Source organism: Edaphobacter dinghuensis (assembly GCF_014640335.1).
GTDB classification, from domain to species: domain Bacteria; phylum Acidobacteriota; class Terriglobia; order Terriglobales; family Acidobacteriaceae; genus Edaphobacter; species Edaphobacter dinghuensis.
Map to the genome: position 1 here is coordinate 1156667 of NZ_BMGT01000001.1, position 22416 is coordinate 1179082.

Genomic DNA, 22416 nt, shown 5'->3' on the forward strand with positions numbered 1-22416 from the left:
TGCTGATTGGTATCGGAACTGGTTGCTTGTGCTCACCGCTGTTTGCAACAGCACAGAAGACGAACAACGCTTTATCTTCTTCCAGTCAGGCGGACGCGCTCGTGGCCCAGGCATTGCACAGTCTTCAGCAGGGAGATCAAAGCACCGCGCAGCAGCTTCTGCTGCAGGCTATCGCGGTGAGTCCTACTCATCCCGCTGCCAATAACGCGCTGGGCAAACTATATTTTGAGCAACATCGCTATCCGGAGGCGATGGAGCGATTCGAAGCCGTGCTGTCTACAAACCTGCGTGACTCCGAAGCTCGTCACGGCGAGCTTTCATCGGCCGTGGCACTTGCGCTGCAGGTACGCGGTGAAAGTCCAGAAGCTGCGCTTGCTTGTCTCCAGCATGCTCGCGAAAATCTTCCGGATGATCCTACGTTGCTTACAGATCTCGGGATTCAAGCACAGGCGATGGATCGATTGACGCTTGCTAATGAATCCCTGAATGCAGCGCTCAAGCTTAAACCTAACGATCTCACGGCGCTTTATGCTTTGGCGCGCGTGGAGACCGATCAGATGGATTCGGTGGCGGCGGAGAAGCACTTCCGTGCCTATCTGGCCGCTCGACCGGACGACGCCACAGCACACTATGGATTGGGCCATCTTCTGGAGATGCAGCTCAAGACGGAAGAGGCGACGAAAGAGTTCAGGCGATCAATCGAGTTGCAACCGGTACAGACAGAGTCGTACTACGCACTTGGCCAGATCGCGCTTGACGCACAACACGATGCAGAGGCGGAGCCGCTGTTCCGCAAGACCCTGGCGCGCGATCCGAACCATGGCGGAGCACTTACCGGAATGGGCATTCTCTGTTTTCGTGCGAAGAACTACACCGAAGCAGAAGAGTATCTCGCAAAAGCTATCGTCAGCGCACCTAAATATCAGCCGGCTCACTACTACTACAGCCTTGTGCTCGCGCATGTCGGCAAGAAAGCAGAGGCCGAACAGGAATTGAAGATTGCCGCAAGTCTGCAACAGAAGCCTGCTATGCCAACAACGCAGAGCACGCAGTAGAGAGTAGACGTGCGTACCTTTCTATTCGAAGGCGCTGCAATTCCATGTGCCAGTTTTTATTTTCGCAAGGAGACGCTTTTCATGAACCGCATGTCAACTTTCATCAAGTCCTTTGTGCAGGTTGCCTCCATTACCGCGTTTACGTGTGTGATCGCATGTTCGCTTTCGGCTCAGGTTATCAATGAGACCGCCGTCACGGACACGCCCATTGAGGTGCATATTCTGCGAACGGAGACTCCTGAGGCGATTCCGACCTCGGTCTTTGGCAGCTTTCTCGAGCCTATCGGCAAGTCGACATACGGTGGACTCTGGGCCGATGTGTTGGAGAATCCGAGCTTCGAAGATGGATTGTGGAGCGCGGGGAACATTGCAGGGATGCTGCACGCGCGACCTGAACTGCGGCGTGCATCGCAGCTGGGAATTCCTCTGCCGTGGGAGCCGCTCAATCAGGCGCAGGGTGCTCGTTATCTTCCGGTGTGGGGAGACGCGGCAAACTCCACGCGCTCGCTGCTGGTGATGTCGCTGCCGGGTAAGGAGGTCGGCGTTCGTCAGATGGTCTACCTACCGGTGCATCGCGAACTGACTTATACGGGGAGTGTCTGGCTGAAGCATGTCGAGGGGCCAACCGATGTCACTGTTTCTCTTCGCGCGCACGATCAGAAGGACAGCATTCTTGTTACGCAGAGTCTTGATGCAGCGGCAACGACGTGGACGAAGTATACCTTCAAGTTTGTGCTCAAGCCGGGACAGATTGCTCCGCTGGCTCCGGTGGACTTCGTGATTGCGCTGAAGAACGATGCGCGCGCCGAGGTGGATGAGGCATCGCTGATGCCTGCCGACAACATCGACGGTATGGATCCCGATGTGATCGCAATGGCCCGCGATCTGCACTCGCCGCTGATTCGCTTTGGTGGCAATTTCACCTCAGCCTATGACTGGAGAGACGGTATCGGCCCGCGAGATAAGCGTGTCAGCAAGCTGAATGTCTCGTGGGGTATTCCGGAGTACAACACCTTTGGCACTGATGAGTTTCTTGAATTCTGCAAGCTCATCCATGCTCAGCCGCAGATCGCATTGAACCTCGGCACCGGAACGCCGCAGGATGCCGCTGCGTGGGTGAAGTATGTCGATCAGCACTGGGGCGATCGCAAAGGCGGTCTGTTGTGGGAGCTAGGCAATGAGCTTTGGGGCGACTTTCAGGTAGGGTATCCGAGCCTGGAACGCGTGGCCCAGAAGACGCTCGCTACCAGCGAGGCTGTTCGCAAGGTCGATCCAACGTCGCGCTTAATTGCGACAGGCGCGGATGAGGATCATTTCCACGACTGGAACGCTGCGCAGTTGTCCAACCCTGTTGGAACATTCGATTTTCTCTCGACTCACTTCGTGGTTGACGATAACGTGCAGATGGCTAACTCCACTGCTCAGTTTCGCACGATGGCGAGCCTTGCGCTGCCTATCGGTCTGGAAGATCGGATGCACGCCATTCATGAGCAAATTCAGCAGAGCTCGCATCGCGATCATGTGAACACAGCCTTTACGGAGTGGCTGATGATCTCTGATTCTCATACCGGGCTGCACTTTACCAATATGGGTGGAGCGCTCTTCGCCGGTGGCTTCTTGAATATGGTCATTCGCAACTCGAAGATCGTTCCTATCTCTGACATGACAGGGATCATGGAGTTTGGAGGAATATGGAGCAAGCGTGGCCAGGTCTACGGAGCGCCTGCGTACTGGGTTCTGCGCGAGTATGCAAATGCGGAGCCGCGCACGCTGCTGCGAGTGCAATCGAACTCGCCGGTTTACTCTGTGACGCATGGCGTAAGACGCCTGCCTGACATTAGCGATGTTCCTTATCTCGATGTCGACGCTGCGGAGTCCGCAGGTGGAAGATCGCTTGTGCTCTTCTGCGTGAACCGTTATCTGACGCAGGCGCTGACAGCGAACTTCGACTTCGCCAGTCTTGGGGTGAAGGGAAGTGTTGCGAAGGTGACGACGATAGTTGCCGACAATATTTTTGCTGAGAATAGTGAGGAGAATCCGGACAAAGTGAAGCCGGTGACCAGCACCGAAGAGGTGCATAGAACCTTTACGCATAAGTTTCCCAGTGCGAGCGTGACGATTATTGAGATTCCTATGCAATAGTTGGTGAGTTATCCAGAACGTGTCTTTTCCCATATTGGGATTGCGAAGTTTCTGGCTTCACGAAGTAACCATTTCTTCTGTAGCGGCTTCTAAGCCTCAGATGGTCATCATTCGCAGTGTGTGCAATTTCACAAGCGCAGACTCTTTAGGAGTATGCATAATGCGTAGGTTCAAAGTTTTACTTTGGAGTGCAGCTTTCCTTGCAAGTGTAACTTTGCTTGCGCCTGTAGGCCCGGTGTCGACGGCTCATGCTCAGGTTTCCATTGGTATTGGCATTGGAGGCCCGCCGCCGGTTTGCCCGTATGGCTACTATGACTATGCTCCCTATGCCTGTGCGCCGGTGGGCTTTTACGGGCCAGGATATTTCTATAACGGCATCTTCTTAGGTGTTGGTCCCTGGTATCAGTGGGGATATCGCCATGGCTGGGGCAATCATCGATTTATAGGGCCGGGCGGCGGAAGATATTACGGGGACGGAAGAGGTCATCACTATGCGCGGGGCCATTATTACAGGCCTGGCTATAGGGGCCATGGCCATAGAGGCGGCCCTAGAGGAGAATACCGTGGCGGCGGACACGGCAACGGGCGCGGTGGTGGCCATGGTGGTGGACGCGGTCACGATGGCGGTCATCGTTAGCTGACGGTTGCCGAATCAAGCCATACATAGTACAAGGGCGGCGGGGCGTAAAGCTCCACCGCCCTTGTGTTGTGCGGACTAACTGATCTCTGTCCAAAGAATGCTGCCGGCGACTAGGACGTTTAAACGCAGATAGAACGGGGTATCTCAGGATGAAGCGACGGGACGTGTTGAAGGGGCTTTCGATTGTGGCTGGGGGAGCGTTGTGCTCGACGCCTGCGCTGTCGGCGTTTGCGTTGGGTGACGACAAGCCCGTGGCTGCGCTTCCGTTGGCGATGGCGATTCGCGGGTTGGCGAGGAAAGACGGCAGGCTGATGCAGCCGATTCAGATCTCCGTAAGAAGTGCGGACGCGGATACAGCGCTAGTAACGACGCTTGATGGAAAAGAGATCGACAGAAGAACGTTGTCTGCGGGGCAGCACGCCTTCAATGTGTTGATCGATGCGGTGACAGAGGCTCGTGATGGCTCGGTTGCAGTGAAGGTTGGAGAGAATACGAGCTCTACGGTGGTGAAGCTGCAGCCGGTGCGCAAGGTGCTGGTCTATGTGCTGCCGCACTCACATCATGACCTTGGATATACCGATCTGCAGGCAAACGTGGAAGAGAAGCAGATGCAGAACATCACGCTCGGTATGGAGTTGGCGAAGAAGACGGCGGGGTATCCCGAGGGTTCGCGGTTTGTGTGGAACCTTGAGGTGCTGTGGGGAGCCGACTTGTTTATGCGGCGCAGGCCGCAGGCAGAGAGGGATGCGTTTGTCGAAGCGGTGAAGAAGGGGTGGGTGGCTATCAATGGAATGTATGCGAATGAGCTGACGGGGTTGTGCCGACCGGAGGAGTTGATGCAACTCTTTCGCTATGGAACCGAGTTGGGAAAGACGTGCGGTGTGCGTGTGGACTCGGCGATGATCAGCGACGTGCCGGGGTATACGTGGGGAACGGTGACGGCGATGTCGCAGGCGGGGATACGGTATTTTTCGGCGGCGCCGAACTTCTTCGATCGCATTGGAAGTTTGATGGCGGAATGGCAGGACAAGCCGTTTTGGGCGGTGTCGCCTTCGGGCAAGGAGAAGGTACTGGTGTGGATTCCGTGGACGGGCTATGCGATGTCGCATGTGATGAAGCTGAGTCCGGAGTGGGTGGGCAAGTATCAGGACCGTCTGGATACGGCGGGGTTTAAGTACGACATCTCGTATATTCGCTGGTCGGGGCATGGCGACAACGCGGTGCCTGACCCGGAGCTGAGCGAGTTTATTAAAGGATGGAACGAGGAGTATGAGTGGCCGAGGTTCCACATCTCTTCGACGAGCGAGGCGTTCTCTGCGTTTGAGAAGCGGCATGGCAGCGAGGTGCCGGAGATGCACGGAGACCTGACGCCGTATTGGGAGGATGGTGCGGGGTCGTCGGCGCTGGAAACGAAGATGAATCGCGTGGCGGCGGATCGGCTGACCCAGGCAGAGGTGTTGGGTGCGATGTTCTCACCTGCGGCGCTGAGTACGGCGAAGGTGAATGAGGCGTGGCGGAACATCCTGTTGTATTCCGAGCACACATGGGGTGCGTGGTGCAGTGTCTCGGATTCGGAGAGCGACTTTACGAAGAAGCAGTGGGACGTGAAGCGGCAGTTCGCGGTGGATGCGGAGAGTATGTCGAAGGCGCTGCTGGATGAGGTGCTGAAATCTGCGGGTGCAGGTTCGGACGCTACGGCGATTGATGTGCATAATTCGACTTCGTGGCCTAGGAGCGAACTGGTGGTGTTGTCGGCTGCTATGTCTGCTGCGGGAGACCATGTGAAGACGGAGCGTGGTGTTTCGGTGCCGTCGCAGCGCCTGTCGAGTGGGGAACTGGCGTTTGTGGCGAGAGATGTTCCGGCGTTTGGTAGCACGAGGTTTCATCTTTCACGGGGAAAGGCGTTGGCTCCGGCGAAGCATGTGACGTTCAAGGATGGAGTGCTTGAAAACGGGATGGTGCATGTGAAGATCGACGCGGCGACCGGCGATCTGGTGGAGATGTCGCTGCACGGCAAGGCGGAAAACCTGGTTGATCGTAGCCAGGGGCAAGCAGTGAATGAGTATCTCTTCCTCGAAGGCAGTGATGTGTCGAAGGTGCAGCAGAGTGGAACGGCTACGATCCATGTCGAAGAGGCGGGGCCGCTGGTGGTTTCGGTGCGCGTTGAGTCGGCTGCACCGGGATGCAATAGCCTGGTGCGTCGGGTTCGGCTGATTGCCGGGGAGGATCACGTTGAGCTGACCAATGTTGTCGACAAGAAGCGCGCGCCACTGAATCCTCATCCCGGCAAAGGTGGGCCGGGAGATGACTTCGCGCAGCGGGAGGCGAAGGAGAGTGTGCAGTTCGCATTTCCGTTTGTCGTGCGCGATGGCGCAATGCGGATGGATATTCCACTGGGGATGATGCGGCCGGAGATCGACCAGCTTCCGGGGGCGTGTAAGAACTGGCTTCCGGTAGGGCGCTGGATTGATGTGTCGAATGCGGAGCATGGTGTTACCTGGGTGACGCTGGATGCGCCGCTGGTGGAGGTGGGCGAGATCTCGGCGAACATGTTGGGATCGCAGCGTGACCCGAAGTTGTGGCGTCACCATATTGCGTCGACGCAGAAGTTTTATTCGTGGGCCATGAACAACCACTGGGGAACGAACTATCGCGCCTACCAGGAAGGCGTGGTTGAGTTTCGCTACGCGCTGCGGCCTCATGCAGGATACGATGCGGCGGCTGCGAGCCGATTTGCGATTGGGTTGTCACAGCCCTTGGTGACGACCGTGGCGCGTGCAGGTGAAGTGAAGCCGGCGTTGCTGCGGGTTGAGCCGCAGGATGTGCTCGCGCTGGCGTTGAAGACGAGCAATGACGGTGGAGCGACGGTGATTCGGTTGTTTGGAGCTTCCGGCGAAGAGCGACGCGCGAAGTTGACGTGGACTGCGCCGGTGGCTCCCCAGCTTTGGATCAGCGACCTGAACGAGCAGCGGGTGAATCGCGTGGAGCATGAGGTTACGATTGCGGGATGGGACCTTGTGACGCTGCGCGCCGATCATGCTTAATCTTTGCCTGGCATAGAGGCGAAAGATAATCTAATTCACCGATAGAGGATGGAGGAGTGATGAAGCGACGAGAGTTTCTCAGGTCTGCGGCGTTGACCGCTGCGGCCTCGGCTGCGCTTCCTCCGTGGCAGAGGGTTGCCATGGCGCAGCAGGGTGTGGAGGCCCCAGCCGTTCAGGAAGATGTGAAGCGGGTGATTGCGGTGTTCAAGTGTCATCTCGATATCGGCTTCACGGATACGCAGGCGAACGTGATGCAGAAATACTTCAAACAGTACTATCCGCAGGCGATGGCACTGGCGGCGCAGCGCAGAGAGGCAGGACAGGACCGCTATGTTTGGACGACGGGATCGTGGCTGCTCTACGAGTATCTGGAGCAGGCAAGCAGCGACGAGCGGCGGAGGATGGAGCAGTCGATTGCGCAGGGAGATATTGCGTGGCACTCGCTGCCGTTCAGCTGGCAGACGGAGATGCTCGACCGCTCAATGATTGAGGGATGCTTGGGGCTTTCGACTGCGCTCGACAAGCGCTTTGGGCATACGACGATTGCGGGGAAGATGACGGACGTTCCGTGCCATTCGCGGGGGATTGTCGCTCCGCTGGCTGCGGGTGGGGTGCGGCTGCTGGATATTGGGGTGAATCCGGCGAGCACGCCGCCTGAGGTTCCCGATGTCTTTCTGTGGAAGGAGCCCGAGGGAGCCGAGATTGCGGTGCTGTATCACAGACACGATTATGGAAGCGTAGTACGTGTGCCAGGCTCGGACCTGGCAGTGTCGGTCATGGTAAGGAGTGACAACTCCGGCCCGCACACGATGAAAGAGATCGACGATATGTACACCGGGCTGCGGCGGCAGTTTCCGAATGCGAAGATCGTTGCGGGGAGCCTAAGCGATGTAGCGACGGCGATGGAGAGTACACGCACGAGACTGCCGGTCGTGACGGAGGAGATCGGCGATACGTGGATCTATGGAGCGCCGAGTGATCCGCCGAAGATTGCGCGATATCGCGAGATGGCGCGGTTACGCGGCGAGTGGCTCGCAGGCAAGCGGATGAGCGTGGGCGATGCGACGGACCGGCAACTGCTCCGCAGGCTGGTGCTGGCGGTGGAGCATACGTGGGGGACGGATACGAAGCGTTACATTGACCACGATCACTATTCGCCGAAAGAATTGGCGGAGTACATTAACAAGCCCGGCTATCAGACGATGGAACGAAGTTGGCAGGAGAAGCGCGACGACGTCGATGCGGGTGTGGCGAATCTGCCGGAGGGATTGCAGAGGGAGGCGAAGACGCGGCTGGAGGCGCTGCGTGTTACGGCACCGGACCACTCCGGAATGCAGGTGCACGATGCGAAGAAAGAGATTCGCACGGAGCATTTTGAGTTGATGCTCGATCCGGCTACAGGCTCGATTGTGAAGCTCGTCAATCGGCGGACGGAGAAGACATGGGCATCGCAGAAGCATCCATTGGCGCTATTCACCTACCAGACGCTTTCGCAGGCTGACTATACCGCATTTCTGGCGGCGTATGTGCGTAGCAAGCAGTGGTGGGCTCCGCAGGACTTCGGCAAACCGAACATTGAGCGCTTTCATGCAGAGTCGCGCGAGTGGCACCCGGTGCTGAAGCAGATGTGGGTGCAGGAGCACCCGGAACGTTATCGAGTCTTGATGGAGCTTGCGGTGGATGATGCTGCGAGTGAGCAGCATGGACTGGTGGCATGGCCGAAGTCGATGTATCTCGAACTAGTTTTTCCAAAGACTGAGCCTGTGGCGCAGGTTACATTTTATGCGATGGGCAAGGCTCCGAACCGTATGCCGGAGTCGATGTGGCTCACCTTTATGCCGGAGACGGCGGGCGATCCCAAATGGAGTTTCGAGAAGGTAAACCAAGAAGTCTCGGCGGATGATGTTGTGCGGGGTGGTGGCCGCAGGATGCATGCGGTGACTTCGCAGTTTGCCTGCAAAGATGGAGCGGACAGGCTGATGATTACGACGCTTGATGCTTCGGTGGTGGCACTGGGCGCGAGATCGCCGCTGAACTTCAGCGAGGAGTTGCCTGATCTGCGGCGAGGCGTGCATGTGAACCTCTTCAACAATGCATGGGGCACGAACTATCCGCAGTGGGCTGGTGGAGACTGGATGTATCGCTTCACCATAGCGAGCTGAAATGAGGTTGCGATGAGGAGCCGAGGTTGCATCCCCATATCCGAAAGCCCGGACATGGGGCATCCTTTGGCCTCTGTACCCGATTTGGTACAAGATATCCACCATTTTTTAATATGGCTGCATGAAAAGGGCTTGATTGGTGCGGGGTTGGACGGCATACTGCAACAAGAGTTCTGCTGGAGCGGATCTCCGGACGGGGCAACAGAGATAGCGACGTGACCCGATACTGCCGTCAAGACGTGTTGCGAATCCTGCACTTGCATGCGCGCCAGCTAGTGGCGTGGGAGCGAGCGGGGCTGATCTCCCCCAACGAACATTACAGTTTTGAAGAGCTGGGCCGGTTGCGCACGCTGCGCGATCTGCAGGCTACGACGCGGATTTCGGCCAAGAGCATCCGGGCTTCGGTGGATGCGATGCAGCGCGTCGGTGGGATGAGGAACCCTCTCATGGAGGCGAGCGCCGTGCGGCGGGGGTCGCGGCTGGCGTTTCGACATGGAGGTGCGCTGGTCGATCCGCTGACGCAGCAGCTTGCTTTTGACTTCGACACGACCGGCGCACGGCAGTTGAGCGTGGTGAGGAGCGGAGGGCAAGACCCTGCGCGGCAGGCTGCCGAGTTACAGGAGATGTTTCTGCGCGCGGTGAAGCTGGAGGAGAATCCGGCGACGATTCCGGCTTCGATCGAGATCTACCGGGAGATTTTGGCAGTGCGACCGGAACATGCACCTGCGCTGATTAACCTGGGGACGATTCACTACAACCTGCGCGAGTATGAACTGGCGGAGAACCTGTACCGGCGGGCGACGGTGGCAGACCCGGACTATGCGCTGGCGTTCTTCGACCTGGGCAATGTGCTGGATGAGATGCAGCAACTAGACCAGGCCACGGCGGCTTACCAAAAGGCGGTAGCCCTGGTACCTCACTATGCAGATGCACACTACAACCTTGCGCTGTCGTACGAGCGACAGGGGCAGCGGCGGCGCGCTCTGCGTCACTGGCTGGCGTACGTGCGGCTGGACCCGACGGGGCCGTGGTCGAGCCATGCAAAAGACCAGGCGCGCAAGATTCTGAACGCGGAGAAGCTGTCGATCGTGAGCCGGGGTGGACGGTTAGTGAAGGCGGCGGGATAAATTTCATCGTCGGGCGTTACTTTATGGCCAATGCGGGCGCCGGGTGGGTTAACCTCTTTAATCGTGCTTAACCTCTTTTGTTTAATTGAGGTGAATGGATGGATGAGCAACGAAGAGGCGCCGCTCCGCTGACACAGCTAAGCGAAGACGAGCAGATGTTTCGAGCGACGGTGCGACAGTTTGCCGCAGAGCAGATTGCGCCACTGGTGCGCAGCATGGATGAGACTCAGGCGATGGACGCCGGTGTGGTTCGGCAGATGTTTGGCCTGGGGCTGATGGGCATCTCTATCCCTGAGAGTTATGGCGGAGCGGATGGCAGCTTCTTCGAGGCGATTCTGGCGGTTGAGGAGATCTCCGCAGTCGACCCGGCAGTGGGTGTACTGGTCGATGTGCAGAATACGTTGTGCGTGAATGCACTGCTGCGTTGGGCGACGGAGGAACAGAAGCGGCGGTGGCTGCCGCGACTGGCTGCGGAGACGGTGGGGGCTTACGCGCTGAGCGAGGCGGCATCGGGGTCCGATGCGTTTGCCTTGCAGATGCGGGCGGTTCCGCACGGGGACAACTATGTTCTGAACGGACAGAAGCTGTGGATCACCAATGCGAAGGAGGCAGGGCTGTTTATCGTCTTTGCGACGGTTGATCCTTCGGCGGGGTACAAGGGAATTACGGCGTTTGTGGTGGAAAAGGGAACGCCCGGTTTTTCGTTGGGCAAAAAGGAAGACAAGCTGGGGATTCGTGCTTCGAGTACATGCGAACTGATCTTTCGCGATTGCGTTGTTCCTGCCAGCCAGGTTTTGGGCGAGGTTGGCAAGGGCTACAGGATTGCCATCGAGACGCTGAACGAGGGGCGGATCGGGATCGGCGCACAGATGCTGGGGCTGGCCTCCGGGGCGTGGGGCCACGCGGCAAGATGGGCCAAGGAACGCAGGCAGTTCGGCAAGGCGCTGGTTGAGTTTCAGGCGATGCAATTTCAACTGGCGGAGATGGCAACGGAGATAGAGGCGGCGCGGTTGCTGGTCTACAACGCTGCGCGGTTAAAGGATGCAGGTGCTGACTTCGTGAAAGAGGCGGCGATGTGCAAGTACTTCGCCTCGCAGGTAGCGGAGAAGGTAGCGAGCCTGGCGGTGGAGGTCTTCGGTGGGGCAGGATTCGTGAAGGACTATCCGGTGGAGAAGCTCTACCGCGATGCGAAGATCGGGAAGATCTATGAAGGGACTTCCTTTATGCAGCTGGCGACGATCGCCAAGCTGGTGCTTTGAAGGATCGAAAGAGGCGCCGATGTGCCGGTTGATGGAACCTGATGAATATTAGGAGTGAATGTTATCGGGTGATCGTTTTACACTAGTGGTCAGGCCTCTTGAATCATGACAAAGACTTCCAGTGCCGCATCCCGCGCGCCGCTGCCCTTTCTTGGGCTTGCGTGTGCCGTGGGCGTCTCCACTATGTATTACAACCAGCCGCTTTTGTTGGAGATGGGCCACACCTTTGGCACCGCCGCCGGGCGCACCGGGTTTGTGGCGGTGGCAACGCAGGTCGGCTATGCCATGGGGCTACTGTTCTTTGTGCCGCTGGGCGACCTGCTAGAGCGGCGTGCGCTGATGATGCGTATGTTCGCCGCAGTCGCGGTGTCGCTGGTGCTGGTGTCGCTGGCTCCTAATCTGGGCTTGTTGATTGCGGGGAGCGTTCTGATCGGGATCTTTGCATCGGTGACCCACGTGGTGCTGCCAATTGCTCCGGACCTGGTGTCGAACGAGCAGCGAGGACGAGCAATCGGCATTGTGATGACGGGATTGTTGCTGGGCATTCTGCTGGCGCGGACCTTTGCCGGATGGGTGAGCCACATTACCGGCTGGCGCTCTGTCTTTGTCATTGCGGCGATCATGAATGCGGCATTTGTGCCGATGCTGTGGCGAATGATGCCGAAGCTGCCGCCAAAGCAGAAGCTGCGCTATGCCGATGCCATGAAATCGTTGTGGACACTGTACCGGACACAGCCGTTACTGCGCGAATCCAGCGAACTGGGAGCGTTGGTGTTTGCCTCGTTCAGCTGTTTCTGGACGACGTTGGCGTTCATGCTGTATAGCCACTATGGTCTGGGGGCTGGAGTTGCCGGTACGTTCGGCGTCGTAGGTGCAGCGGGTGCCATGGTGGCTCCTATCGCCGGGCGCATGTCGGACAAGCATGGCTCGCGGTGGGTGGTGTCGGTAGGAATCTCGCTGTTGGCGGTTTCGTATCTGCTGCTGTGGGGCGAGGAGTGCGCACGGCTTTCAACGGCGCTTCATATGGTTCTGCTGATTGTGGGCGTCGTGGTGCTGGATATGGGGGCGCAGATGACGCAGGTCGCCAACCAGACGCGGATCTTCGGGTTGGATGCGTCGGCGCGAAGCCGTCTGAACACGGTATATATGACGGTCTACTTCAGCGGCGCCGCAGTGGGGTCGGCATTGGCGACGGTGGCCTGGGTGCATTGGCAGTGGACGGGCGTAAGCGTGCTGGCACTGGCACTGATTGGACTGGCATTTTTACGCCATGCGGTCGGAGACAAGAGCAAAACGCACTTCGACAGCCATAAGCTGACCATTGAGGATGAGCTGATGGAGGCGTAAAAGGACGGTCTGTGGAAGGCTGTAGCGAAGCAATGGTATCGTCATCGAGATGTGACGAGCCGTTGTGTTTTGTTGCGAACCCTTCCGAAAGGACTGGACTGGATGCTGAATCAGAAGCTGAGATTGGTTGGGGCTTTAGGGCTTTTTCTTCTCCCCGTAGTGGGAAGCGCGGCTGCGGAAGTTCGTCTTCCGCACCTTTTCAGTGATCACACCGTACTGCAGCGGGAAGCTCCCATTCATGTGTGGGGATGGTCGGACCCGGGAGAGAAGGTAACGGTACACTTCCATGCGCAGACGCGGTCTGCGGAATCGAATGCTGAAGGCGAGTGGAGCCTGTGGTTGATGCCGGAGCAGGCTGGAGGGCCTTATACGCTGACCGCGCAGGGTAATGCAGGCGGGACAGTCACGGTTTCGGATGTTCTTGTCGGGGATGTGTGGGTGGCATCGGGTCAATCGAATATGGAGTTTCCGCTGAAGGGCTTTGGCGGAACTACGGTACTGAAGAACGGCGCCGAGGAGATTGCGAATGCCACGGTGCCCACAGTGCGTCTGCTTCGGATCGAACACAAAAGCTCAGACGTACCGGTGGAGGATGTCGACGGGAGCTGGACGCTGTGTACGCCGGAGACGGCTGCCAACTTTTCGGCTATTGCTTATTTTTTCGGTCGTGAGATCAGCCAGAAGGAGCATGTTCCGGTTGGCCTGATCGATGCAACCTGGGGAGGAACGCCGGTGGCTTCGTGGATCAGCCTGGATGGGATCGGCGCGGATGCATCGCTGATGCCAATCTTTGCAAATCGTGCACTTTTCGCCGATGAACAGAGCAGGGCTCGGAGGGTCGAGGCTGCGGAGAAACGGGAGGACGCGGCGGCGCTTGCTGCTCATCAGCCTTTGCCGAAGCATCCGTGGCATCCGGATGAGACATCGTGGCTGCCGGCTGCGTTGTTCAACGGGATGATTGCTCCGATGACGCCGTATTCGATCAAGGGCGTGATCTGGTATCAGGGTGAGACCGACAGCGCACCGGCGACCGCTCCGATCTATACGAGGTCTTTCTCCGCGATGATTGGAGACTGGAGAAATCATTGGCGGGAAGGGAACTTTCCGTTTCTTTTTGTGCAGATCTCCAGCTTCGATTCTCCTGGCGAGCATTGGGGAATGTTGCGCGACCAGCAGCGTCGGACGCTGGCGGTGACGAATACGGCGATGGCGGTGTCGCTCGACGTGGGTACGCCGGACAATGTGCATCCTCCGGATAAGCAGACCGTTGGAGCGCGATTGGCGGTGGCTGCGCGCGGAATGGTCTATGGAGAGGCTGTGGATTACTCGGGTCCAATGTTTCGTCAGGCCACGCGAGATGGTGCGGGAATGCGGGTTTGGTTTGACCACGCTAAAGGTTTAACTGCCAAGGGTGGTGAGCTGACCGGCTTTGAGATTGCAGGAGCGGACAAGCAATTTGTTCCGGCTACAGCGAAGATCGATGGGACATCCGTCGAGGTGAGCAATGCGACAGTAAAGACTCCGGAATATGTACGTTATGGATGGCAGAACGTTACGACGGCGAATCTTTACAATGCTGTGGGACTTCCGGCCTCTACGTTTACCTCAGAGTAGGCGGGTGTAATTTTCTAACGCGAGAGTGGGGCGGGTGTGACCCCACTTGTCGTACCTCTTGATATAAGTCCACTTATAAGATTGTGTGCAAAATTTTTCCTCCTCAATTTTGTCGTGCGCGGGTATAGTGGTTGCGCTATCAGATTGAACAACTTTCCTGCACGGCTGAAGTCCTCTCTGCCATGGTCTTCCAACATGCTTTTTATCAATATTTTGGAGAAATACTATGAAGATATTTGGGCCAGTCGTCGTCTGCTTTATGGTAGCGCTATCTTGTTCACTACCTGCGGCAGCACAGGAATATAGGGGAACCATTCAAGGGAATGTAACCGATGCCAAAGGCTATGTTATTGATGGGGCTATGGTTGAGGCAAAGAGCGGACAGCAGGATTACAAGATCACAACCAATGACAAGGGATATTTCGTTATTCCTTTTGTTCAGCCAGGAACTTATACGGTGACAGTTAAGGCCAAAGGCTTTCGGACAGAACAACGGCCTGACCTGATCCTCGATGTAGCACAAAAGATCAACCTGAACATCGCTCTTACTGCCGGCGGAGAGACAGAGACGGTCACCGTAACGACAAACCCGATTCAGCTGTCTACGACGGACGCCTCCGGCGGTACGGTCATGGATCCGGAGAAGGTGCAGAACCTGCCTCTGAATGGAAGGCAGGTTTATATGCTGATGGCGCTGACGCCGGGCGTTCGATTTACCCAGACGCAGTTCGGTGCGGGAGGCTACTCCGGTACGCGCGGATGGGATACGTCGAATGCGTATTCGATTACGGGGCAGCAGGGAATTACCAACCAGTTTTTGCTGAACGGTGCGCCGATCTCGGTACAGGGTGGCGGACCTGCCGGGACCTGGAACATTTCACCCAGCATCGACGCGGTGCAGGAGTTCAAGGTAATGACGATCACCTTTGATGCGCAGTATGGGCGTGTCGGCGGTGGAGCGATGAACACAATCCTGAAGAGCGGGTCGCCTCACTTTCATGGCACACTGTTCGACTATTGGCGGAACTCGATCTTTGATGCAAATACCTATCAGTTGAGCCAGGAGGGTGAAGCGAAGCCATTCCACAATGAGCATGACTTTGGAGGAACGATTGGCGGTCCCTTCCTGAAGCACAATGGCTTTTTCTTCTTCAGTTATGAAGGATATCGACAGGTCCTTCCGGCTGGCGTAGTTACGTCGGTGCCAACGCCCGATATGTTGCCGGATGCGAGCGGAAACGTGAATCTGACGAACTATCTTGCCGCGGTGAACAAGACAAACGGGATCTATGATCCTGATACGACAACCTGCGTCGTTCCATCAGGTAACGGTGGATGCACCACTTATGGCCGCACGCAGTTTGCTAACAATACAATTCCGTCCGCGCGGATCAGTCCGATCGGATTGAAGATACTAAGTCTGTTTCCTGCACCGAACCGGCCCGGGTACCAGAACAACTATGTCTTCAATGGGAAAGACCGGTACCGCTATAACATGCCCATTGCCCGCGTGGATTACAACTTCACCGACCGGACACGGTTGTATGGCATCTTTGCGTGGTGGGCTGGGTATGAGTACCGCAATGGCAACGGATTTACCGGGCCAGCCGTTACGGGAAATATCAACAACTACCGTTCGAGCTTGACGCAGGTGCTGGACCTGACGCATACCTTCTCGAACACACTAGTGGCGGACGTACGGCTTTCTTTCAATCGCTACTACACGCTCGCTCCAGACGGGGCACTCTCGGCAGGTCTGGCAAAGCTTACTCCGACTGACTTGGGGTTGAGTATGCCGCAGATTCCGACGACGACGCATACCTATGCGCCGGAGTTTTCATTCAGCGATGGTTATCCGGGAGTTGTTGGAAACCAGGGAGATCCAACCATCTTTGAGACATATGATCTGGGCCCGTCGATTACGCAGACGCTGGGTCGACACACGCTGCACTATGGCGGTGAGTTCTCGCTTTATCACGATGTCTCAGGCGGGATTGGGCAGGCAAATGGAAACTTCTCCTTCGCTGATGGTTTTACGCAGGAGAATCCGTTCAAGTCGAACAAAGACGGCTCTTCTATTGCTGAAACATTGATGGGATATGCCAATGGCGGGAGTGTGCACTACGGGTTCGCGCCCTACGAGTCGTACAAGTATTTTGGCTTCTTCGTTCAGGACGACTGGAAGGTCAATGATAAGTTCGCGGTGAATGCGGGCCTGCGTTGGGACGAGGAGCTGTCGCCAAGAGAGCGCCATAACCGGCTGCTGGCGGGCGTCTGCCTGACCTGTGTGAATCCTATCTCGAGCGAGATCACCTACCCGGCGGGCAACGTGTTGCCCAATGGAGCAACGATGGTGAATCCGATGTTGGGCGCCGTACAGTTTGCGAGCGACAAGCTTACGGCGTACGACAACCAGAGCGGTTATTGGCAACCGAAGCTTGGACTCTCGTTTACGCCGAACAGGCACATCGTATTCCATGGCGGATATACCATCTCGAAGGCCTTTGGAATCGAGCTTGGTGGCGCATCGGCATGGAGCCAGGACACGAGCTACAACTCGACGCCTGATGGAGGGTTGCATCCGTCGACGTCCTTCCGCAGCGGTACGCCGTATCCGAATGGGTTCATCGTGCCGCCCGGTAACTCGCAGGGGGCGGCAACGTTGGTGGGTACCGGCTTCGGTATTGACCAGCGTGATCGCAAAATTCCTATCGTGCAGCAGTTCACGGCAGGCTTCGAGGTGCAGATGCCTTTCGGCATTGTTGCCAACCTTGCCTACTTGGGAGCACACACTACACGGCTGCGCGCCTCCAAGCAGTTCAATGGTTTGAATCCATCTGACTTCCAGAAGGGACATGACGATCCTAACTATCTGGATCAGCAGGTGCCGAACCCGTTTTATGGTGTACTGCCCAAGTCGGTTTCGATGGGGCAGAATCCCACGATTCAAGCGAAGTACCTGATGGTGCCGTATCCGCAGTTTGACGGCAATTTGTATATCTACACCTATGCCGGTGGATACAGCCACTACAACGCAATGCTGGCAAAGATGGAGAAGCGCTTCTCTGGCGGCGGTGCATTGAGCAGAGGGGTCAGCTTCCTCTCGGCATTCACCTGGTCGCGTTTGATGTCGGCTACCGGGCTGTTGAACAACAGCGGTGCAGGCCTGGTCGATACAAAGCCATACAACGCGGTCGATGGCAGCGATCGTCCGTGGGACTTTGCCTTCAGTGGACTATACGGCCTGCCGATTGGGCGTGGCGGTACGTATCTCTCCAACGCGCATGGCTTGCTCGGTGCAGTAGTGAACGACTGGCAACTGGATTGGATATTTACCAATGACGGCGGCACGCCTGCCGGCTTCCCCAACAACGATATCTATACCTGCGGCGGCCAGTACAACGAGCGACCGGCGCATCGGTCGTGGAAGAGCTATCTGAACAACAGCGAAAACCAATGCTTCACAACGTTTCCGGAGTACACGGCAGTGACGCAATTGCCGCGCACGACGAAGCTGCGTAATCCGTATGCACAGCAGACTTCGCTAGGAATGGAGAAGAAATTCGCCATCCGAGAAGGGGTCAAGGCGCAGTTCAAGGCCGAAATGTTCAACGCAACCAATACTCCGATCTTCGGTGGCCCCAACACTGGATCGCCGGAGCAGGCACCCTCGCGGAATACGAGCGTTGCCGATCCGACACAGCCGGGAGCATGGTCAGGCTATGGAACGGTTGGTTCGACACAACAGAACTTTCCGCGACAGATGCAGTTCTCGCTGAAGGTTCTTTTCTAATAAGAAAATCATGTGCAAAAGACAACGGCGGCATCCTGCATGGATGCCGCCGTTGTTTCGTCCGTTCTGTTTTTTAGAAATCGATGTGGCCAGCAAACTGCCAATCGCGGTTACCGCTACCGAGGTTGGTTTGTCCGAAGCTGGTTGAATCGATATTGGTTGAGGCGTAGCCGAAGGTCACCTTGTTCTCTACGTTGAAGCAATCTGCCTGGAAGGTGAACTTGACCTGCTCCCAGATCGGAAAGCTCTTACGCACGCTCATGTCGAAGTTATGTGTTCCAGGTGACCAGAGATCGTAAGGTGCGCGATCCGGAGCATTGCCGATCTGATAAGGGAAGTTCGACATCTTTTGGAAGGCGGCAGAATTCAGGTATACGGGAGATGTGCCACCTGCCACATAGTTATTGCCGAGACTACCGTTCTGGCGCACAGAGCCGCTGTAACCGGGAGTGAGGTTAGGCAAGCAGGTCGCTGTCACCAGCGAGACCGTGCAGGTGGATGCACTGACCTGTAGGGGTGCACCGGAGTTGTACTGGAAGATCGAAGAGAACTGCCAGTCGGTTGTGAGAGGGCGAATGAAGGCTGGTCCACCGCTGAAGAGCTTCCCTTTGCCGATAGGCAGCTCCCACACCCCGTAAACGACGAGGCGCTGCTTCTGGGCGTTTGCCTGCCAGCTATGGTCGATCTCGCCTTGCGCGTAATTGCGGGTTGAGCCGACGACAACACCGGCCGGTAGAGGATAGCCTCCACGAGTAGTATCGACATCGCCGAGTGCCTTGGAGTAGGTATAGTTCACGTTGAACGTCAGCCCCTGCCACGTTCTCTGGGCGAGAGTGATTTGGAGAGAGTTATAGCTTGTGTTGCCAATGTTGCCCCATACGTCGGAGAGTCCGTTGTATTGAGGGAAGGGAAGCAATGCCTGAGCGACTGTAGCCGACTTGCCTGCAAATGTTGGATAAGGCAGCGACACTCCAGGGATGATGGCATTTGCCTTGGCAATGTTTGCCGGGGTAGCAGATTGGGTTAGAAGAGAACCCAGAACGAGGTAGCGAGGGTCAAGCTTATCGGACCAGTAACCGCGGGTTTGACCGGGAACAAAGTGTCCTACGCTTCCGACATAGTTTGCCTGAATCATAGTGCTGTTTGTCACAGCCCGCTGAATGCCGAAGTTAAAGTTCTGGAAGTACGGTACACGCTGACCGAGAACCGGATCTCCGTAGCCGAGCGAGCCGCCGTTAGCGCCGTTGTTGATGAGGCTGGTGTATCCAGTCTGTTGAGATGGATCGGTGTTCGGAAGCACAGGAACGCTACCCGGAAAGGATCCGTTACCGTACACACTATCCGCCACTAAGTTTGGTTGCTGATCCCAGAAAAACGCGGCGGTGCCCTGGCTGTCGTCGCTCAGAGTCGTCGACCCGGCAAAGCCCTGTTGGCTGGGGCCAGTGCGTGCACCGGAGTTATGTCCACCTTCAGCGGCCTGACGCGCATAGCTAATGCCATAAGCTCCACGGAAGACGGTCTTGTTGTTTGCGGAGAAGGCGAAGCCCACACGCGGAGCAAAGTTTTTCCACCAGAACGGCACAGGAGAGGAGCAGTTACAGCTATTTGTCCCATGACCGTAAAAGCGGAGTGCGCCTTTATTGCCGGTGATGGGGTTAGTCTCGGTCGGATCGAAGAATGAGGCGCGGTTGTGAACTTCGTGGAAGGGCGTCCAGAGCTCCCAGCGCAATCCCAGGTTGACGGTCAGGTTCTTCGTAACCTTGTAGTCATCCTGAACATAAGGAGCATAGGTCTTATAGCGAGCACCTGTCTCCGGCAGGGAAGTTGTTTGAAGCTGCCCAGAGCTCAATCCACCCACGAGAAAGCTGGCATAAGACAAACCGGTATCGGCAGTATCAATCGTTCCGGCCTGTTTGGTATTGGAGTCTGGATAATAGCCAGCCACTTCGGCATTAGAGAAGCTGTAGCTCATAGGAAAGCTGGAACTGTTGTTTGGATATTTGTAGTTGTCCTGCAGCCACTGGATTTGACCGCCGAACGTAAATGCATGCTTGCCTTTGACCCACTGCAGATTGTCCAGCAGAACGAAGGTGTTGACGATCTCGTTATTCGATACAGAGCCGGAGATGGCATGCCATGATTGGGGAGAATCCTGACCGCCGGAAAAGCTGATAGCCGGAAATGTGTCGGACGCTTCACCGGCAGGCAGACCGGTAAGACCGGCAGCATTGGCCGTATACGGCGTATTCAACGTAGCGTTGACATCGGGCGCGGAGAGACGGTTGAACGCATACTTGACCTGATTGACCAGGTTAGGAGTAAGAGTCCAGCTATGTTCGATATCGGCTGTCGTAGAGAACTGCGATACATACTCGGTTGTGCCGTAAGGGATGGGAAGTTTGGTGGTGTAGTCCGGACCAATTGTGCCGTAGTTGCCTAATAGGATGATGCCCGAGAGCCGCTGCGTGGGATTGATGTCGTAGTCGACCCGGCTGGCAGTCTTCCAGTAGTTCGTACCTTGACGGATTGCAGTAGAGAGATTGTTGGCAAGGCCAGGCAGGTTCGGGGCTGGAAGAGTCTTGGCGAGTGCCTGAGAGATGGGAGAGAGGTCGCCTTGCGGAATAACGTTGGGCGTAGGTATGCCGTTCTTTAAGCCCATAAATTGATAGCGGCACTTCACTCCATGGTTTGCTGCCGTGCAGGCCGCAGTGGTGGAGGGGTCGTAGATCGGATAGGAGTATTCGGTGAAGTCTCCCGTGCGGGCCAGCGCGGAAGGAACTGTGTATTGCGTGGGATTCGGGGTGGAGTGGTAGAAGTACTTGTCGTATGAGGTAAAGAAGAAGAGTTTGTCTTTAATTACCGGTCCGCCCACTGTAAAACCCCACTCAAGCTGGTGTTCGACAGGTTTCACTGGTTGGCCGGTGAGCTGATTAATGTTGGAGACCTTTCCTCCAAAGCCCCAGGTATCGAAGATAGTATTGCGGACAAAAGCGAAGGCGCCGCCGTGGAACTGGTTGGTGCCGGACTTGACTACGTAGTTCTGTACGCCCTGACCTTCAAACTCAACCGGAGAACCGCTGGTCTGGGTCTGAAACTGCTCGATGGCTTCAGGAGCGAGCGTGTAGGCGACTGCACGATTATCACCTTGCTGAACCGGCGCCGTAACCGGAATACCGTCGATATACACCTCATCGAGATAAGCAGCCGAACCGGAGCCGCTGAATTCACCGGAGCGACCTCCACCCTGTACGCCTGGCATTAGTTGTACAAATGATGTCGGGTTGCGGGGGCCGTTACTCATGGTCAGCGGAAGGTTGGTGTACTCCTTCTGCTCCATGGTCATATTAAGGGTGCCGTTCTCGGTCTCGAGGGCGGGTGGCGCATCCGTGATGGTAACTGTCTGATCGACGCTGCCCGTGGAAAGCTTTGGGCTGAAACCAACGGTTTGCAGGGCATCGACGGTGATGTGCTCCTGGGTAAGCGTCGCGAAACCCTGCGCGGTAGCGGTCACCATATATTCACCAGGAATGAGTGGCGAAATAAGGTAATAACCGCTTGCACTGGAGACGCGCGTCGTCTTGACGCCTGTGTTGATATTGATGGCGGTAACGCTGGCATTGGGAATGACGGCTCCAGTGTTGTCCTGGACGGTTCCGGAGATGGCACCTTGTCCGCCGATCTGAGCTTCCGTCTTTGGTACGAAACTTACCAGAAAAACGAAAAGGCAGAGGAGGGAGGTTCGAAACAGGGCCCGTGAACTGGAAAAAGAAGCGGGAACTAAATACGCAATCATTTGGCCTCAGTAATTTTAGGAATGAAAATAATGCGTCAGGAGTAAGAATGATTTATCTGACCGCCCCAAATTTTAGAGATCGTGGCAACATAGTGTCAATAGAGAAATTTTTTCTTAGAAAATATATCAGAGCTTGATTTGTCTTCTTTCTGTTGGCAGAGATTGACTTTCAGCGTCTGTCGCAAAATGTGCTCGTGCTGCCTTCTTATTCGTACCGAAATACGGAACAACACGTGATTTCGTGTTTGGGAAGGATGTGAGGGAGGAAAGATGTTCGATTTTTTTATTCCTTCTTTTCCTCAGTCCATCGTCATTCGACGGAGTCTTCCACGTCTTTGCTCGTCTTGTTGTCCCATATTTCTTTTATTTTCTTGCAGATACGCTCATGGATTTCTGTTTTTTTACTTTCTCTTGACAGTTCTAAAATGAGACGGCTAAAG

Annotated in this window: 11 protein-coding genes; 10 read left to right on the forward strand and 1 reads right to left on the reverse strand. The window is 56.3% G+C overall.

Annotation, left to right across the window (positions count from 1 at the left end; genetic code table 11):
• Positions 1-101 precede the first annotated feature (101 nt).
• The 10 genes from IEW09_RS04565 to IEW09_RS04610 all read left to right on the forward strand — a co-directional run bounded on the left by IEW09_RS04565 (position 102) and on the right by IEW09_RS04610 (position 18183).
• Positions 102-1055, forward strand: coding sequence for a tetratricopeptide repeat protein (locus tag IEW09_RS04565; RefSeq protein ID WP_188552927.1), 954 nt, complete (start codon positions 102-104; stop codon positions 1053-1055).
• A gap of 81 nt (positions 1056-1136) precedes the next feature.
• Complete coding sequence (locus IEW09_RS04570) at positions 1137-3197, forward strand: alpha-L-arabinofuranosidase C-terminal domain-containing protein (RefSeq protein ID WP_188552928.1); 2061 nt, start codon at positions 1137-1139, stop codon at positions 3195-3197.
• A gap of 160 nt (positions 3198-3357) precedes the next feature.
• Positions 3358-3834 carry a hypothetical protein gene (locus tag IEW09_RS04575; RefSeq protein WP_229739076.1) on the forward strand — a complete coding sequence of 159 codons (477 nt, stop codon included), beginning with the start codon at positions 3358-3360 and terminating at the stop codon, positions 3832-3834.
• Between the two features lie 152 nt (positions 3835-3986).
• Entirely contained in the window at positions 3987-6881 is a 2895-nt protein-coding gene (locus IEW09_RS04580) for a glycoside hydrolase family 38 N-terminal domain-containing protein (RefSeq protein WP_188552929.1), read from the forward strand.
• 59 nt (positions 6882-6940) lie between these two features.
• Positions 6941-9043, forward strand: coding sequence for a DUF5054 domain-containing protein (locus IEW09_RS04585; protein WP_188552930.1), 2103 nt, complete (start codon positions 6941-6943; stop codon positions 9041-9043).
• Positions 9044-9282: 239 nt separating this feature from the next.
• Positions 9283-10170, forward strand: coding sequence for a tetratricopeptide repeat protein (locus IEW09_RS04590; protein ID WP_229739077.1), 888 nt, complete (start codon positions 9283-9285; stop codon positions 10168-10170).
• Positions 10171-10268: 98 nt separating this feature from the next.
• Positions 10269-11429 carry an acyl-CoA dehydrogenase gene (locus IEW09_RS04595; RefSeq protein WP_229739078.1) on the forward strand — a complete coding sequence of 387 codons (1161 nt, stop codon included), beginning with the start codon at positions 10269-10271 and terminating at the stop codon, positions 11427-11429.
• Between the two features lie 105 nt (positions 11430-11534).
• Complete coding sequence (locus tag IEW09_RS04600; protein ID WP_188552931.1) at positions 11535-12776, forward strand: MFS transporter; 1242 nt, start codon at positions 11535-11537, stop codon at positions 12774-12776.
• 102 nt (positions 12777-12878) lie between these two features.
• The gene (locus tag IEW09_RS04605; protein WP_188552932.1) at positions 12879-14390 is read left to right on the forward strand and encodes a sialate O-acetylesterase; all 1512 of its coding nucleotides are present in this window, start codon (positions 12879-12881) and stop codon (positions 14388-14390) included.
• 226 nt (positions 14391-14616) lie between these two features.
• Entirely contained in the window at positions 14617-18183 is a 3567-nt protein-coding gene (locus IEW09_RS04610) for a TonB-dependent receptor (RefSeq protein WP_188552933.1), read from the forward strand.
• Between the two features lie 73 nt (positions 18184-18256).
• On the opposite strand, the gene IEW09_RS04615 is transcribed toward IEW09_RS04610, so the two are convergent.
• On the reverse strand, positions 18257-21976 hold the full coding sequence (locus tag IEW09_RS04615; RefSeq protein WP_188552934.1) for a carboxypeptidase-like regulatory domain-containing protein: 3720 nt from the start codon (positions 21974-21976) through the stop codon (positions 18257-18259).
• Positions 21977-22416 lie beyond the last annotated feature (440 nt).

Bases quoted from the DNA above. Each gene is read 5' to 3' on its own strand.
- IEW09_RS04615 (WP_188552934.1), bottom strand. From the start codon at position 21,976: ATGATTGCGTATTTAGTTCCCGCTTCTTTTTCCAGTTCACGGGCCCTG.
- IEW09_RS04570 (WP_188552928.1), top strand. From the start codon at position 1,137: ATGAACCGCATGTCAACTTTCATCAAGTCCTTTGTGCAGGTTGCCTCC.
- IEW09_RS04600 (WP_188552931.1), top strand. From the start codon at position 11,535: ATGACAAAGACTTCCAGTGCCGCATCCCGCGCGCCGCTGCCCTTTCTT.
- IEW09_RS04605 (WP_188552932.1), top strand. From the start codon at position 12,879: ATGCTGAATCAGAAGCTGAGATTGGTTGGGGCTTTAGGGCTTTTTCTT.
- IEW09_RS04575 (WP_229739076.1), top strand. From the start codon at position 3,358: ATGCGTAGGTTCAAAGTTTTACTTTGGAGTGCAGCTTTCCTTGCAAGT.
- IEW09_RS04580 (WP_188552929.1), top strand. From the start codon at position 3,987: ATGAAGCGACGGGACGTGTTGAAGGGGCTTTCGATTGTGGCTGGGGGA.
- IEW09_RS04595 (WP_229739078.1), top strand. From the start codon at position 10,269: ATGGATGAGCAACGAAGAGGCGCCGCTCCGCTGACACAGCTAAGCGAA.
- IEW09_RS04610 (WP_188552933.1), top strand. From the start codon at position 14,617: ATGAAGATATTTGGGCCAGTCGTCGTCTGCTTTATGGTAGCGCTATCT.
- IEW09_RS04585 (WP_188552930.1), top strand. From the start codon at position 6,941: ATGAAGCGACGAGAGTTTCTCAGGTCTGCGGCGTTGACCGCTGCGGCC.